We start from the raw sequence: 15,054 nt of genomic DNA, 5'->3' as shown, positions 1-15,054 counted from the left end.
GGCGGGCAGAATAGGCGGGTGACCGCACGCGCCTCCCGTCTGGATCCCGCCATCGCCCGCCGGCTCAAGCGCGACAGCGCCGGCCTGTTCCCGGCCGTTGCCCAGCAGCACGACACCGGGGAGGTCCTCATGGTCGGCTGGATGGACGACGAGGCGCTGCACCGCACGCTCACCACCGGCCGCGCCACCTACTGGAGCCGGAGCCGCTCCGAGTACTGGGTCAAGGGCGACACCAGTGGGCACGTCCAACAGGTGCGTTCGGTCGCGCTCGACTGCGACGGCGACACCGTGCTCGTCCGGGTGGACCAGACCGGGCCCGCCTGCCACACCGGGGAGCGGACCTGCTTCACCGGCCGAGAGCTCCAGCTCGGTCCTGAGCGGACCGACGCGGCACCGGCCGCGGGCCAGGCGCCCGTGCCGACGACGGGAGCGACTCGATGACGACCGGCGAGATCAGCCCGGACCGGGAGGAGTTCCACGAGCTCGCGGCCCGGCAGGCCGTCGTGGCGGTGTCGCGGCGCCTGCTCGCCGACGGGGAGACCCCGGTCGGGGTCTACCGCAAGCTGGCCGGCGGCCCGGGAACCTTCCTGCTGGAGTCCGCCGAGCACGGCGGCATGTGGTCGCGGTACTCGTTCGTCGGCGTCCGGGCCGCGGCCACTCTCACCGAGCGTGATGGTCAGGCCGTCTGGGTCGACGGCGCCCCGCCGCCCGGCGTTCCCGAGGGCGGCGACCCGCTCGAGGTTCTGCGCGCGGTGGAGCGCCAGCTCTGCTCGCCGCGGCCGGAGGGCACCCCGCCTCTGCTCGGCGGGCTGGTCGGCTACCTGTCCTACGACATCGTCCGGCGCATCGAGCGGCTGCCCGCGAACGCTGCCGACGATCTCGGCATCCCCGAGCTGAGGATGCTGCTCACGACGGATCTCGCCGTCCTCGACCACACCGACGGCTCCTGCCAGCTGGTCGCGAACGTCTTCACCGGCGCGACCCGCCCGCGGGTCACCGCGGATCCACCGCCGGAGCCGGGCGGTGGCCAGCCGGGCGACGGCCAGCCGGGCGACCCGCGGACGGGGCAGCAGGCTGCCACCCGGCGGGCCGAGCTCGACGCGGCCTACGACGATGCGGTGCACCGCATCGAGGTGATGACGGCGGATCTCGGCAAGTGGAGCGAGCCGACCGTCGCGACCACCACGGGGGCGGTCACGGGTGTCCGTGACTTCGTCTCGGCCACCGAACCCGGCGGGTTCCACCGCGCCGTCGAGCGGTCCATCGAGGAGATCCGGGCCGGAGAGTGCTTCCAGATCGTCATCTCCCAGCGGTTCGAGCGCCCCACCACCGCGGACGCGCTCGACGTCTACCGGGTGCTGCGCGCCTCCAACCCCAGCCCGTACATGTACCTGCTGCGGTTCGCCGATCACGACGTGGTGGGCTCCTCGCCGGAGGCGCACGTCAAGGTCACGGGCCGGCGGGCACTGCTGCACCCGATCGCCGGCAGCCGGCCGCGTGGCGGCACCCCGGAACGCGACGCCGAACTGGCCGCCCAGCTTCTTGCCGACCCCAAGGAACGATCCGAGCACGTCATGCTGGTCGATCTGGTCCGCAACGACCTGGGGCGGGTCTGCGTTCCCGGCTCGGTACGGGTGGTCGAGTTCGCCGAGGTCGAGCGGTTCTCGCACATCATGCACATCGTCTCCACGGTGATCGGTCAGGTCGAGCCCGACCGCAGCGCCATCGACGTGCTCGCGGCGACCTTCCCCGCGGGCACCCTGTCCGGTGCGCCCAAGGTGCGGGCCATGGAGATCATCGACGAGCTCGAACCGACGCGGCGGGGCCTCTACGGGGGTGTGGTCGGATACCTCGACTTCGGTGGTGACCTGGACACCGCCATCGCCATCCGCACCGCGGTGCTGCGGTCCGGCATGGCCTACGTGCAGGCCGGCGCGGGGATCGTCGCGGACTCCGTGCCCGCGTCGGAGGACCTGGAGAGCCGGACCAAGGCCGCCGCGGTGCTCCGTGCGGTCGAGGTGGCGGAGTCCCTCCGCCCGCCGGTATGACCCCCCCCGCCGGGTCGCCGCCCGCCGACGCGACGCCGCCTGGCCCGGCCCCGATGTCCGGGCCGGGCCGGCGCGCCCGCCGGGAGCGGGCACTCGCCGTCGTCGCCTGCCTGGTCGGTTCCGCCGCCGTCCTGTTCAGCACCGGCTCCACCTGGGTCTCCGCCCGAGTGCAGGCGGCGACCGGGGCGGGAAACGAGGTGGTGGCGGCGCCGCTGCCCGTCAGCTGGTCAGGCGGGTCCCTGGCGCCGGCCGTCACCGGGCTGGCACTGCTGGGTCTCGCCGGGACCGTGGCGATCATCGCCACCCGGCGCCTGGGGCGGATCGTGGTCGGTGTGCTGGTGGTGCTCGCCGGCATCGGCATCGTGCTGACCGCTGGTGGCATCGCTCTCGACCCTGAGGGGGCCGTTCGCGGCACGGACGAGGTCCAGGCCGTGGTGCCCGCGGGGGAACCGGCGATCCTCGGGCTCTCGAGCGGTGCCGGGCCGTGGTTCGCGGTGCTGGGTGGGCTCGTGCTGGCGGTCACGGGTGCGACCGTCGTCGCCCGCGCCGGGACCTGGCCGGCCATGTCCGGCCGTTACCAGGCCCGCGTAGCCGCACCCGTCGACGCCTGGGACGCCATCGAGCGGGGCCAGGACCCCACCTGATCATCGGGACACCTCCGCTCCGCCCGGTCGGAGCGGGGACTCCGAGCCTGGCCCGCCCGCGACCCGCGGCGCCGGGAACCGGCGTGGCTGGAAGCCGCTGACCGCCCCGAGCAGCAGGCGGTTGCGCTCGACATCCGCCTCGATCAGACCGATGAGCACGTCGATCCGCGCGATGCGCTGGTCGAGCTCCTCGAGCCGGGCCCTGAGACGGCTGTGGTCCGCCGGGCCCCCGGCAGCCTTCGCGGGGCCCGCCACCGAGCCGGGGGCCGTGGTGGCCGCTGCGCCGGGCGCTGGCGCGCCCGTGGGCTCGGTAGCCGTGACACCCACCGGAACCCGGGGCGCGAGGCCGCGCGGCGGCCCGCCCGGCGGGTGGGGCGATGATCGTGCATTCCGTTCCGTCCTCTCCTCCATACCACCTTCCGGCCCGCTCGGACCGGGCCGCCCGTGGGGACCTCCGCGAGGGGCGCCGGCGCGCCGAGCGACCCGTGAGGCGGCCGTGGCCCACCCCGTCAGGGGCTCCGCGGAGCCGCCGCCCCACGACGCCGGATCGGCCGGATCTGACCCTGATGCCGGGATGGCGGCACCCCGGCCCGTCGACTGGTCGCCCCGCGGCACGTCGGCCAGTTCCCTCATCACGCCTCCCGTAGCACCCGTCTTCGAACGTGTGTTCGATGATACGGGCCGGGTGCGGGCCGTCAACGCAGCGAGGCCGCAGGCGTGTCGGGTGGCCGATCGGTGCCTGTGCCGGGGTGTGCCCGCACGGGCGCTGCGGGTGGTACTAGCAACAGGCCCACGACTACGGAAATGACCTGCCCTGTCACCTGCTGGGGGATACGTCTGCTCCGTCTGGCCTCGACGTCAATGTCAGGAGCCTGCGCATCGGTCGGGTCAACACGAGAACAACAACGGGTGGTGACCGGGCGGCGCCATGGGCGGGGGCGGCGGGCCAGCGCCGCGTGCCTGCCCTACCATCGGCGGCATGGCCGTGAGTGGCGTGAGCGCGGGGCGATGAACGCTCTCGACGAGATCCTCGACGGGGTCAGAGCAGATCTGGCCGAACGCGAGCGAGCAACGTCCCTGGCAGCTCTCAAGCAACGAGTGGAACGCGTACCGGATGCACGGGACGCGCTGGCGGTGCTGCGTGCACCCCGGGTATCGGTGATCGCGGAGATCAAGCGCCGCTCGCCGTCGAAGGGTGCGCTGGCGACAATCAGCGACCCGGCCGGGCTCGCCTCGCTCTACGAGCAGGCGGGTGCGGCGGCGGTGAGCGTCCTCACGGAACGGCGGCGCTTCGGCGGTTCGCTCGCCGACCTGGACGCTGTCCGGGTCGCGGTCGACATACCGGTGCTGCGCAAGGACTTCGTGGTCTCTCCGTACCAGGTACTCGAGGCGCGGGCCCACGGCGCGGACATGGTCCTGCTGATCGTGGCCGCGCTCGACCAGCCTCGGCTGATCGGCCTGCTGGAGCGGATCGAGTCGCTCGGCATGACCGCGCTGATCGAGGTGCACGACGAGGCCGAGATGGTGCGGGCACTGGACGCGGGCGCCCGGCTGATCGGGATCAACGCCCGTAACCTGCGGACGCTCGAGGTCGACCGGGACACGTTCGGGCGCCTCGCCCCGATGGTTCCGCCCGGCGTGCTGAAGGTGGCGGAGTCCGGAGTGCGCGGGCCGCACGACCTGCTTCACTTCGCGGGTGCCGGTGCGGATGCCGTCCTGGTCGGGGAGGCCGCCGTGACGGGCGGGGACCCGCGCCAGTTCGTCGCCGACCTGGTGACCGCCGGAACCCACCCGGCCACCCGCATCGCTCACTGAGTCACGGGTGCCCCGCCGGCCGGCCGGCCGGCGGAGTGCCCCTGGCCGCCCGGCCGGTGGCGCACGCCACCTCGGTGGGGGTGGGCGCCGGTACAGTCGGGGCCGTGACAGCTCGATCCACCAGAACGTCTGCCGACTCCTCCCGCGCCGCCGGCGCGGCCGACCAGCATGCCGCGGGCGCGGCCGGCGACTGGTCGCCCGCCCGGGCCGCCGAGAGCTGGCAGGCGGTGCCGGACACGTCCGGCCACTTCGGCCGGTTCGGCGGTCGGTTCGTGCCGGAGGCGCTGTTCGCCGCCCTCGACGAGCTCTCGGCCGCCTACGAGGCCGCCCGGGTCGACCCGGCGTTCACCGCCGAGCTGGACGGCCTGCTGACGTCCTACGCCGGTCGGCCGACCCCGCTGACCTCGGCGGACCGGCTGACCGAGCGGATCGGTGGCGCGCGCATCCTGCTCAAGCGGGAGGACCTCGCGCACACCGGCTCACACAAGATCAACAATGTGCTCGGCCAGTGCCTGCTCACCCGCCGGATGGGCAAGACACGCGTCATCGCCGAGACGGGCGCCGGCCAGCACGGGGTGGCCACGGCGACGGCCTGTGCCCTGCTGGGGCTGGAGTGCGTGGTCTACATGGGCGAGGAGGACACCCGCCGGCAGGCCCTCAACGTGGCCCGGATGCGCCTGCTCGGCGCGGAGGTCGTCGCCGTCGCCTCGGGCAGCCGCACCCTGAAGGACGCCATCAACGAGGCCATGCGCGACTGGGTGGCCACGGTCGACTCGACCCACTACTGCATCGGGTCGGTCATGGGCCCCCACCCCTTCCCGATGATGGTGCGGGACTTCCAGCGCATCATCGGCGTCGAGGCCCGCCAGCAGACCCTCGACCTGCTCGGCCGGCTCCCTGACGCGGTCGTCGCCTGCGTCGGCGGCGGGTCCAACGCCATGGGGGTCTTCCACCGCTTCATCCCGGACGCCGAGGTGGCACTGATCGGCTGCGAGGCCGGTGGCGACGGAGTGGCCAGCGGCCGCCACGCGGCCGCGATCGCCGGCGGGGCGCCCGGAGTGCTGCACGGCATGCGGACCTTCCTGCTGCAGGACGCCGACGGGCAGACCCAGGTCTCGCACTCGATCTCGGCCGGGCTCGACTACCCCGGCATCGGTCCCGAGCACGCGCTGCTGCACGAGACCGGCCGCGCCAGCTACCGGGTGGTCGACGACGCGGCCGCGATGGAGGCGCTGGCGCTGGTGGCGCGCACCGAGGGCATCCTCGTCGCGATCGAGAGCGCCCACGCCTTCGCCGGCGCGTTCGAGGTGGCCCGAGAGCTCGGCCCCGACGGCGTCGTCCTGGTCAACTGCTCGGGCCGCGGCGACAAGGACGTCGACACCGCCGCCCGCTGGTTCGACCTGCTGGACCCGGACGCCGGGTAGCCGGGTGGGGCCCCGACCCGGGTGCCCCCACCTCCACCCGATCATCCCCTGCCTGATCATCACGACGAGGAACGGACCCACGGTGCGCAGTCAGTTGGCACACGACCAGCCGGCCCAGGGGCAGCCTGCCGGCGGCCCGGCAGCGGTGGCCCGGCCGGTCCCGGCCGGGCGGGAGGCAGCCAGGGCCGGGCGCAGCCCGCTGGACGAGGTCTTCGCGGCGGCACGGGCGCAGGGGCGGGCTGTCCTGGTGGGTTACCTCCCCACCGGGTTCCCGACCGTGGAGCGGGGCATCGCCGCGATGCGGGCGATGGTCGCGGCAGGTGTGGACGTCGTCGAGGTCGGCCTGCCCTACTCGGACCCGACCATGGACGGCCCGGTCATCCAGGACGCCGCGGACGTGGCGCTGCGCGGCGGCGTCACCACCCGGGACGTGCTGCGCACGGTCGAGGCGGTCGCTGAGACGGGCGCCCCGACCCTGGTCATGACCTACTGGAACCCGGTGGAAAGGTACGGCCTGGAGGCGTTCGCCGCCGACCTGGCGTCGGCCGGGGGGGCCGGGGCGATCACGCCCGACCTGCCGCCGGAGGAGGCCGACCCCTGGCTTGCGGCCTGCGCCACCCACGCGATCGACCCCGTCTTTCTGGTCGCGCCGAGCTCGACTCCGCAGCGGCTGCGCCTGGTCACGTCGCACAGCCGCGGCTTTGTCTACGCGGCGTCGACGATGGGCGTCACCGGCGCCCGGGCGGCGGTCGGGGTCCGGGCCGGTGACCTCGTCACCCGGGTACGCGAGGTGACGACCCTCCCGGTGGCTGTCGGCCTCGGCGTGAGCACCGGGGCGCAGGCCGCGGAGGTCGCCGGCTTCGCCGACGGTGTGATCGTGGGTTCCGCGCTCGTCCGCGCCCTCGCCACCGGTGACGGTGAAAGCGGCGGGGGTGGCGTCGAGGCGGTCGCCCGGCTCTCGGCCGAGCTCGCCGCCGGCGTGCGCGCGGCATCCGCCTGACAGGCACGGACAGGGACGGGGATAGCCTGACGCTCGTGGTGCTCGCAGCTATCCCCAGCCCATCCCGAGGGGTCGTGCATCTGGGACCTGTCCCGTTGCGCGCCTACGCCCTGATGATCGTCGTCGGGATCATTGTTGCGGTCGTCGTCACCGCCCGGCGGCTGCGGGCCCGCGGAGTGGACCCCGTGGTCGCCAGCGAGGTCGCGTACTGGGCGGTCCCGTTCGGCATCGTCGGCGCACGGATCTACCACGTCATCAGCAGCCCCGACGCCTACTTCGGCGAGGACGGCGACCCCCTCGCCGTCTTCGAGGTCTGGAACGGCGGCCTGGCGATCTGGGGGGCCGTCGCCGGTGGCGCGCTCGGCGCGTGGCTCGCCTGCCGGCGCATGGACGTCCCGTTCGGCCTGTTCGCGGACGCGATGGCCCCCGGGCTGGCCCTCGCCCAGGCGATCGGCCGGTGGGGTAACTGGTTCAACCAGGAGCTGTACGGCCGGGCGACGGACCTGCCCTGGGCCGTCCGCATCGACCCGGCCCACCAGATGATCCCGGGGGTCGAGACCTACCACCCGACCTTCTTCTACGAGTCGCTGTGGAACCTGGCCATCGCCGGGCTGCTGCTGCTGGTCGACCGCCGGTGGCGGCTGGGCCGCGGGCGGCTGTTCTTCCTGTACGTGGCGCTGTACACGACCGGCCGGTTGTGGATCGAGGCGCTGCGGATCGACACCGCGGAGAAGGTCCTCGGGCTCCGGGTGAACATCTGGGTCTCGATCGTGGTCTTCCTGCTCGCGTTGCTGGCACTCGCCCTGATCCGCCGTCCGGTCGACCCGGACGTCGGCTGGGCGCCCCCGGCCTCGGCGGGAGGTGCCAGGCGCACCGGCGGGCAGCAGGCGGGCGACACCGACGGTTCCGGTTCCGAGACCGGTCCCACCGGCTCCACGGGTTCCACCGAGGACGCCGTCGACGCCGCCGGTGCCGAGACCGCGCCGGGCGCCGCCGACCCCGCACCGGGGACCACGCCGAAGACCGTCACGCCGAAGACCATCCCGCCGCCGACCGGAGGCCCGGCAGCCGCCGCTGGGGCGTCCACCGCGACCTCGGTCGTGACCGGCTCGCCGGCGAGTGGGTCCGGGGCGACCGCCGTGGCGGACACGGGTGCTGGCGGTGCCACCGCCCCGAGCGAGGGGGAGCGGCCCGTCGACCGGGCTGCCGAGTCGGCAGGCCCGGCAGCGCAGGACGGGCGTTAGGCCCCGGGCTTCAGCCGGACGCCCGCAGCGAAGATCGGGCGGGCTGGGGGCGGATTTACGGCAAACTGGATCCGCGCACTGCGGATGGGCAGGATATCCTCACGCTGCCCGACCGCTTCGGGGTGCTCTGCCCCCAGATGGTGCTCTCGGTGACGAGAATGTTGCGTTCCTGTGACATGTTTCGCCTGGCGGGCCTTCTACCGGACGTTCGTTGATCGTCCAGGAAATCTGCCGAAATATCCCTGTGACCTGGCGGACATGAGCGATCACGGCGGATGGGGCGCACACATGGCACACTCGAGAGAGGCGCGGAGCTGACGACCAGCCCGTCATCGAAGTCGCGCCGCCCTCCGGACAGCGTCGTCCGCCCCCATCGGCCCCTGAAGATGGACAGGACACCTCCGGATGTCGACTGCGCAAGGTCTGTACGACCCCACGTTCGAACACGACGCCTGTGGCGTCGGCTTCGTTGTCGATGTGCACGGCCGGCGCAGTCATGAGCTGGTCGATCAGGGGCTGACGGTACTGCGCAATCTTGATCACCGTGGTGCGTCCGGCAGCGACCCCGACACCGGTGACGGCGCGGGAATCCTCGTCCAGGTCCCGGACGGGTTCTTCCGCGACGTCGTGGAGTTCGCGCTGCCCGCACCCGGGCGATACGCCGTCGGCACCGTGTTCCTGCCGCAGGTGGCGGGCCAGCGCGACGACGCGGTCCGGACGATCAGCCGCATCGTCCGCCAGGAGGGCCTGCGCCTTCTCGGGTGGCGCGACGTCCCGACCGTCGGGCACCTGGTCGGCCACGCCGCCCGTGAGGTGGAGCCGTGGATGCGGCAGATCTTCCTCACCCGGCCCGGCGTCCCGGTCGGCGCCGCGGCGGCCGAGGCCGCCGCGGGTGCCGGTGCTGAGGGCGAGGCCGCGGCCGGCGGTGGCGCCGACTTCGACGTGATGGATCTGGAGCGCCGCGCGTTCTGCGTGCGCAAGCGGGTGCGCCGTGAGATCGGCGTGTACATGCCCTCGCTGTCGTCGCGCACCATCGTCTACAAGGGCATGCTGACCACCCACCAGCTGTCCGCCTACTTCCCGGACCTGGACGACCCGCGGTTCGCCAGCGCCATCGCGCTCGTGCACAGCCGGTTCTCCACCAACACGTTCCCGAGCTGGCCGCTGGCCCACCCGTACCGGCTGATCGCCCACAACGGCGAGATCAACACGGTGCGCGGCAACCGGAACTGGATGCGGGCGCGCGAGGCGCTGCTGGCCAGCGACCTCATCCCCGGCGACCTTTCCCGGCTGTTCCCGATCTGCGCCGACGGCGCCAGCGACTCGGCCAGCTTCGACGAGGTCCTGGAGCTGCTGCATCTGGGCGGGCGGTCACTGCCGCACGCCGTGCTGATGATGATCCCGGAGGCCTGGGAGAACCACGAGGAGATGGACCCGGCCCGCCGGGCCTTCTACCAGTTCCACTCCGCGCTCATGGAGCCGTGGGACGGCCCGGCGTCCATCGCGTTCACCGACGGCACGGTCATCGGCGCGGTGCTGGACCGCAACGGCCTGCGCCCGTCCCGGTACTGGGTGACCGACGACGGGCTGGTCGTGATGGCCTCCGAGGTGGGCGTGCTGGACATCCCGCCGCACCGGGTGGTGCGCAAGGGGCGTCTGCAGCCGGGCCGGATGTTCCTCGTCGACACCGGCAAGGGCCGGATCGTCAGCGACGACGAGATCAAGTCGGAGCTGGCCCACGCCGCGCCGTACGAGGAGTGGCTGCACGCCGGCGTCATCTCGCTGGACGATCTGCCCGAGCGGGAGCACGTCCTGTACGGGCACTCGTCTGTCATGCGCCGCCAGCAGGTCTTCGGGTACACCGAGGAGGAGCTGCGGATCATCGTCGGCCCGATGGCGCGCATGGGCCTGGAGCCGATCGGCTCGATGGGCACCGACACGCCGGTCGCCGTGCTCTCCAACCGGCCGCGGCTGCTGTTCGACTACTTCACCCAGCTGTTCGCCCAGGTGACGAACCCGCCCCTCGACGCGATCCGGGAGGAGCTGGTCACCAGCCTGGCGCGCACCCTGGGCCCGGAGGGGAACCTGCTCGCGCCGTCACCCGCGTCGGCGCGCATGGTCCACCTGCCGTTCCCGGTGATCAGCAACACCCAGCTCGCGCGGATCGTCGGCATCAACGACGACGGCGACATGCCCGGCTTCGCCTCGGTGACCGTACGTGGTCTCTACGACGTCACGGGTGGCGGCGCCGCGCTGGCCGCGCGACTGGCGGAGATCTGCGCCGGGGTCAGCGAGGCGATCGCCGACGGTGCCCGCATCGTGGTCCTGTCCGACCGTGACTCCGACGAGCACAAGGCGCCGATCCCGTCGCTGCTGCTGACCGCGGCGGTGCACCACCACCTGATCCGGGAGAAGACCCGGACCAAGGTCGGCCTCATCGTCGAGTGCGGCGACGCCCGCGAGGTGCACCACATCGCGCTGCTCACCGGGTACGGTGCCGCGGCGGTGAACCCGTACCTGGCCTTCGAGTCGATCGACGACCTGCTGGCCCGCGGCGAGCTCACCGGCATCGAGCGTGAGCAGGCCGAGAAGAACATGATCAAGGCTCTGGGTAAGGGCCTGCTCAAGGTGATGTCCAAGATGGGCATCTCGACCGTGGCGAGCTACACCGGCGCCCAGGTCTTCGAGGCGATCGGGCTGTCCCAGGAGCTGGTCGACCAGTACTTCGCCGGCACCCCGACCCGGCTGGACGGTGTCGGCATCGACATCATCGCCGAGGAGGTCGCGGCCCGGCACCGGCGCGCGTACCCGGCGGTCCCGTCCGAGCTCGCGCACCGCAACCTGGAGGTCGGCGGCGAGTACCAGTGGCGGCGTGAGGGCGAACTGCACCTGTTCAACCCGGAGACGGTCTTCCTGCTCCAGCACGCCACCCGCAGCCGCCAGTACGACCTGTTCCGCGAGTACACCGGCACGGTCGACGACCTGGCGCGGCAGAACGCGACCCTGCGCGGGCTGTTCGAGCTGCGCGAGACCGGGCGCGGCCCGATCCCGATCGACCAGGTCGAGCCGGTATCGGAGATCGTGAAGCGGTTCGCCACCGGCGCGATGTCGTACGGCTCGATCAGCGCCGAGGCGCACGAGACGCTGGCGATCGCGATGAACCGCCTGGGCGGCAAGTCGAACACCGGCGAGGGAGGCGAGGACGCCCGTCGCTTCACCCCCGACGAGAACGGTGACCTGCGCCGCTCGGCGGTCAAGCAGGTCGCCAGCGGTCGGTTCGGGGTGACCAGCGAGTACCTGGCGAACGCCGACGACATCCAGATCAAGATGGCGCAGGGCGCGAAGCCGGGGGAGGGCGGCCAGCTCCCCGGGCACAAGGTCTACCCGTGGATCGCGAAGACCCGTCACTCCACCCCGGGCGTCGGCCTGATCTCCCCGCCGCCGCACCACGACATCTACTCGATCGAGGACCTCGCGCAGCTCATCCATGACCTGAAGAACGCCAACCCGAAGGCGCGGGTGCACGTCAAGCTGGTCGCCGAGGTCGGGGTCGGCACCGTCGCGGCGGGCGTCTCGAAGGCCCACGCGGACGTCGTGCTGATCTCCGGGCATGACGGCGGCACCGGCGCCTCCCCGCTGACCTCGCTCAAGCACGCCGGCGCGCCCTGGGAGCTGGGGCTGGCCGAGACCCAGCAGACGCTGCTGCTCAACGGCCTGCGGGACCGCATCGTCGTGCAGGTCGACGGCCAGATGAAGACCGGGCGCGACGTGCTCATCGGGGCCCTGCTGGGCGCCGAGGAGTTCGGCTTCGCCACCGCGCCGCTGGTCGTTGCCGGCTGCGTGATGATGCGGGTCTGTCACCTCGACACCTGTCCGGTCGGCGTGGCGACGCAGAACCCGGAGCTGCGGGCGCGGTTCACCGGGCGTCCCGAGTTCGTCGAGGCGTTCTTCACCTTCATCGCCGAGGAGGTGCGCGAGTACCTGGCCGCCCTGGGGCTGCGCAGCATCGCCGAGGCGGTCGGGCGGGTCGACCTGCTTGACGCCCGCGCGGCCATCGACCACTGGAAGGCGTCCGGGCTCGACATCACGCCGCTGCTGCACATCCCGGAGCGGCCGTTCGGCGGGGCGCTGCACTGCACCGCCAGCCAGGACCACGGGCTGGACAAGGCCCTGGACAACTCGCTGATCCAGCTCTGCGAGGGCGCGATCGAGGAGGGTCGGCCGGTCTGGCTGGAGATGCCGATCCGCAACGTCAACCGGACGGTCGGCACGATGCTGGGCTACGAGGTCACGAAGAGGTACGGCGCGGCCGGTCTGCCCGACGACACGATCTCGCTGCGGTTCACCGGGTCGGCGGGGCAGAGCTTCGGCGCGTTCGTCCCGCGCGGGATGACCCTCACCCTGGAGGGCGACGTCAACGACTACGCCGGCAAGGGGCTGTCCGGTGGGCGGATCATCGTCTTCCCGCCGAAGGAGTCGCCGCTGCGGGCGGAGGAGAACACCGTCGCCGGCAACGTGCTGCTCTATGGCGCGACCGCCGGTGAGGCCTACTTCCGCGGGATCGTCGGGGAGCGTTTCTGCGTGCGCAACTCCGGCGCGGTCGCCGTCGTCGAGGGCGTCGGTGACCACGGGTGCGAGTACATGACCGGCGGGGTCGTGGTCGTCCTCGGGTCGATCGGGCGCAACTTCGCCGCGGGCATGAGCGGCGGCGTGGCCTACCTGTACAAGCCGGTACGGCAGCGGATCAACACCGAGATGGTGGACGTCGACCCGCTCGCCGAGGACGATCTCGCCGCGCTGCGCGGCATCGTGGAGAAGCACTACCGGGAGACCGGGTCCGCGGTCGCGGCGCGCCTGATCGCGAAGTGGGCGACCGAGCAGGACCACTTCGTCAAGGTCATGCCGCGGGACTTCAAGCGGGTGCTCGCGGCGAAGCGGCGGGCCGAGGAGCAGGGCCTGTCGGTCGACGAGGAGATCATGGCCTCGGCCCGGGTCTGACCGATCCGACCCGGTCGCCGCGCGCGCCATCCGACGGTCAGGGTGTCCAATCAGGATGGACAGCCTGACCAGCCAGACGAGACACGACCAGGACTGACCAGAACGGCCGAGCACGCGCGGCTCCGGCGACCCGGTACCAGTTACGTACGGGCCTGCCGGGCGGAGACGCCACAGCGGCCACATGGAACCGACAGGAGCGGCATGGCTGACCCGACTGGCTTTCTCAAGCACCGCCGGGAACTGCCCACCCGCCGGCCGGTGGACGTGCGCATCACCGACTGGCGCGAGGTGTACGAACCGTTCCCGGAGCCGGCGTTGCGTGACCAGGCGGGCCGGTGCATGGACTGCGGCATCCCGTTCTGCCATCAGGGCTGCCCGCTCGGGAACATCATCCCCGAGTGGAACGACCTCGCCCGGCGGTCGGACTGGACCGACGCCATCGAGCGGCTGCACGCGACGAACAACTTCCCGGAGTTCACCGGGCGGCTGTGCCCGGCCCCCTGCGAGGCTGCCTGCGTGCTGGGGATCGGCGACGACCCGGTGACGATCAAGCAGATCGAGGTCACCATCATCGACCGCGCCCTCGCGGAGGGGACGGTGGTACCGATCCCGCCGTCCGCGCGGACCGGCCGGCGGGTCGCGGTGGTCGGCTCCGGGCCGGCCGGCCTGGCCGCCGCCCAGCAGCTCACCCGTGCCGGCCACGAGGTGGTCGTCTACGAGCGCGCGGACCGGGTCGGCGGGCTGCTCCGCTACGGCATCCCCGAGTTCAAGATGGAGAAGCGGGTCCTCGACACCCGGCTCGCCCAGATGGAGGCCGAGGGCACCTCGTTCGTCACGTCCTGCAACGTCGGTGTCGACATCACCGCGGACGAGCTGCGCTCCTCCTACGACGCGGTGGTCCTCGCCGGCGGGTCGACGGTGGGCCGTGATCTGCCCGTGCCCGGGCGCGAGTTCAGCGGCATCCACCTCGCGATGGAGTTCCTGGTCCCCGCGAACCGGGTCCAGCAGGGAGACCTGACCGAGACGACCATCTCCGCCGCCGGCAAGCGAGTTGTGATCATCGGCGGCGGTGACACCGGGGCGGACTGCCTGGGAACCTCGCTGCGCCAGGGCGCCGCCTCCGTCCACCAGCTCGAGATCATGCCCCGGCCGCCGGCCAGCCGGCCGCCGGCGAACCCGTGGCCGTCGTTCCCGATCATCTACCGGGTCTCCAGCGCGCACGAGGAGGGGGGCGAGCGGGTCTTCGCCGTGTCCACCGAGCGGTTCCTCGGCGACGACGAGGGCAACGTGCGGGCGCTGCTCATGCACGAGGTCGAGATGGTCGACGGCCGCTTCCAGGAGGTCGAGGGCACCGACATCGAGCTGCCGTGCGACCTGGTGCTGCTGGCGATGGGCTTCGTCGGGCCGGACCGGGCCGGGCTGCTGGAGCAGCTCGGCGTCGAGCTGGACGCGCGCGGCAACGTGGCCCGCGACCTCGGCTGGTCGACCTCTGTCCCCGGCGTGTTCGTCGCCGGGGACATGGGCCGGGGCCAGTCTCTGATCGTCTGGGCGATCGCCGAGGGACGGTCGGCTGCGTCGGCCGTCGACCGCTACCTGACCGGGTCGACCGACCTGCCCGCGCCGATTCTGCCCACCCGCCGGCCCTGAGTCAGGGTCGTCCCTGGGCTACCGCCGGTCGGCGGGGTCCAGACGGCCCTGCCATCTGGCTCCACCTGTCCGGGCGTCCTCACCGCCCCCGCGGGGTGATCCCCGGCCGGGTCCCGGCCGGGGAGACCGGCCGATACGCCGTGCTCACGCCCGGATGAGCAGATGTGTCGGAGCGCCTCGGATCCGGTCCGGGGGTGGCGGTCTCCTCCCACGCGGCTACCCCATGCTCAACTG

The 15,054-nt window shown here is 72.7% G+C and carries 10 protein-coding genes; 9 read left to right on the top strand and 1 reads right to left on the bottom strand.

What is annotated here, in order from left to right; translation table 11 throughout:
• Positions 1–18 precede the first annotated feature (18 nt).
• From hisI to AB1460_RS03585, 3 genes are read left to right on the top strand one after another with little or no spacing between them, the layout of a single operon-like run.
• A complete protein-coding gene (gene hisI / locus AB1460_RS03595) occupies positions 19–441 on the top strand; it encodes a phosphoribosyl-AMP cyclohydrolase (RefSeq protein ID WP_368959121.1) in 423 nt (140 codons plus the stop codon).
• A complete protein-coding gene (locus AB1460_RS03590; protein ID WP_368959120.1) occupies positions 438–2,048 on the top strand; it encodes an anthranilate synthase component I in 1,611 nt (536 codons plus the stop codon). The genes hisI and AB1460_RS03590 overlap by 4 nt, the downstream gene beginning before the upstream one ends.
• Positions 2,045–2,692 (top strand): Trp biosynthesis-associated membrane protein, encoded by a 648-nt coding sequence (locus tag AB1460_RS03585; protein ID WP_368959119.1) that lies wholly within the window; start codon positions 2,045–2,047, stop codon positions 2,690–2,692. Before AB1460_RS03590 ends, AB1460_RS03585 begins: the two co-directional genes overlap by 4 nt.
• Here the strand turns inward: AB1460_RS03585 and AB1460_RS03580 are convergent, their stop codons facing one another.
• The gene (locus tag AB1460_RS03580; protein WP_368959118.1) at positions 2,693–3,019 is read right to left on the bottom strand and encodes a hypothetical protein; all 327 of its coding nucleotides are present in this window, start codon (positions 3,017–3,019) and stop codon (positions 2,693–2,695) included.
• Positions 3,020–3,700: 681 nt separating this feature from the next.
• Between AB1460_RS03580 and trpC the strand changes: the two genes are divergently transcribed.
• The 6 genes from trpC to AB1460_RS03550 all read left to right on the top strand — a co-directional run bounded on the left by trpC (position 3,701) and on the right by AB1460_RS03550 (position 14,820).
• Positions 3,701–4,507 (top strand): indole-3-glycerol phosphate synthase TrpC, encoded by an 807-nt coding sequence (gene trpC, locus AB1460_RS03575; protein WP_368959117.1) that lies wholly within the window; start codon positions 3,701–3,703, stop codon positions 4,505–4,507.
• A 104-nt stretch (positions 4,508–4,611) separates the two neighbouring features.
• A complete protein-coding gene (gene trpB, locus AB1460_RS03570) occupies positions 4,612–5,931 on the top strand; it encodes a tryptophan synthase subunit beta (protein ID WP_368959116.1) in 1,320 nt (439 codons plus the stop codon).
• Between the two features lie 82 nt (positions 5,932–6,013).
• Positions 6,014–6,931 carry a tryptophan synthase subunit alpha gene (gene trpA / locus AB1460_RS03565; protein WP_420497181.1) on the top strand — a complete coding sequence of 306 codons (918 nt, stop codon included), beginning with the start codon at positions 6,014–6,016 and terminating at the stop codon, positions 6,929–6,931.
• A 74-nt stretch (positions 6,932–7,005) separates the two neighbouring features.
• Complete coding sequence (lgt, locus tag AB1460_RS03560; protein ID WP_368959115.1) at positions 7,006–8,175, top strand: prolipoprotein diacylglyceryl transferase; 1,170 nt, start codon at positions 7,006–7,008, stop codon at positions 8,173–8,175.
• A gap of 405 nt (positions 8,176–8,580) precedes the next feature.
• Entirely contained in the window at positions 8,581–13,173 is a 4,593-nt protein-coding gene (gene gltB / locus AB1460_RS03555; protein WP_368959114.1) for a glutamate synthase large subunit, read from the top strand.
• A gap of 201 nt (positions 13,174–13,374) precedes the next feature.
• On the top strand, positions 13,375–14,820 hold the full coding sequence (locus AB1460_RS03550; RefSeq protein WP_368959113.1) for a glutamate synthase subunit beta: 1,446 nt from the start codon (positions 13,375–13,377) through the stop codon (positions 14,818–14,820).
• Positions 14,821–15,054 lie beyond the last annotated feature (234 nt).

The sequence above is a fragment of the Parafrankia sp. FMc2 genome (assembly GCF_041008525.1).
In the GTDB taxonomy this organism is placed as follows: Bacteria; Actinomycetota; Actinomycetes; order Frankiales; family Frankiaceae; genus Parafrankia.
This window is presented reverse-complemented; position numbering and strand designations above follow the sequence as displayed.

Excerpts from the sequence above, each read along its gene's own strand:
- gltB (WP_368959114.1), top strand. The coding sequence starts at position 8,581 with ATGTCGACTGCGCAAGGTCTGTACGACCCCACGTTCGAACACGACGCC.
- trpC (WP_368959117.1), top strand. The coding sequence starts at position 3,701 with ATGAACGCTCTCGACGAGATCCTCGACGGGGTCAGAGCAGATCTGGCC.
- AB1460_RS03585 (WP_368959119.1), top strand. The coding sequence starts at position 2,045 with ATGACCCCCCCCGCCGGGTCGCCGCCCGCCGACGCGACGCCGCCTGGC.
- AB1460_RS03550 (WP_368959113.1), top strand. The coding sequence starts at position 13,375 with ATGGCTGACCCGACTGGCTTTCTCAAGCACCGCCGGGAACTGCCCACC.
- AB1460_RS03590 (WP_368959120.1), top strand. The coding sequence starts at position 438 with ATGACGACCGGCGAGATCAGCCCGGACCGGGAGGAGTTCCACGAGCTC.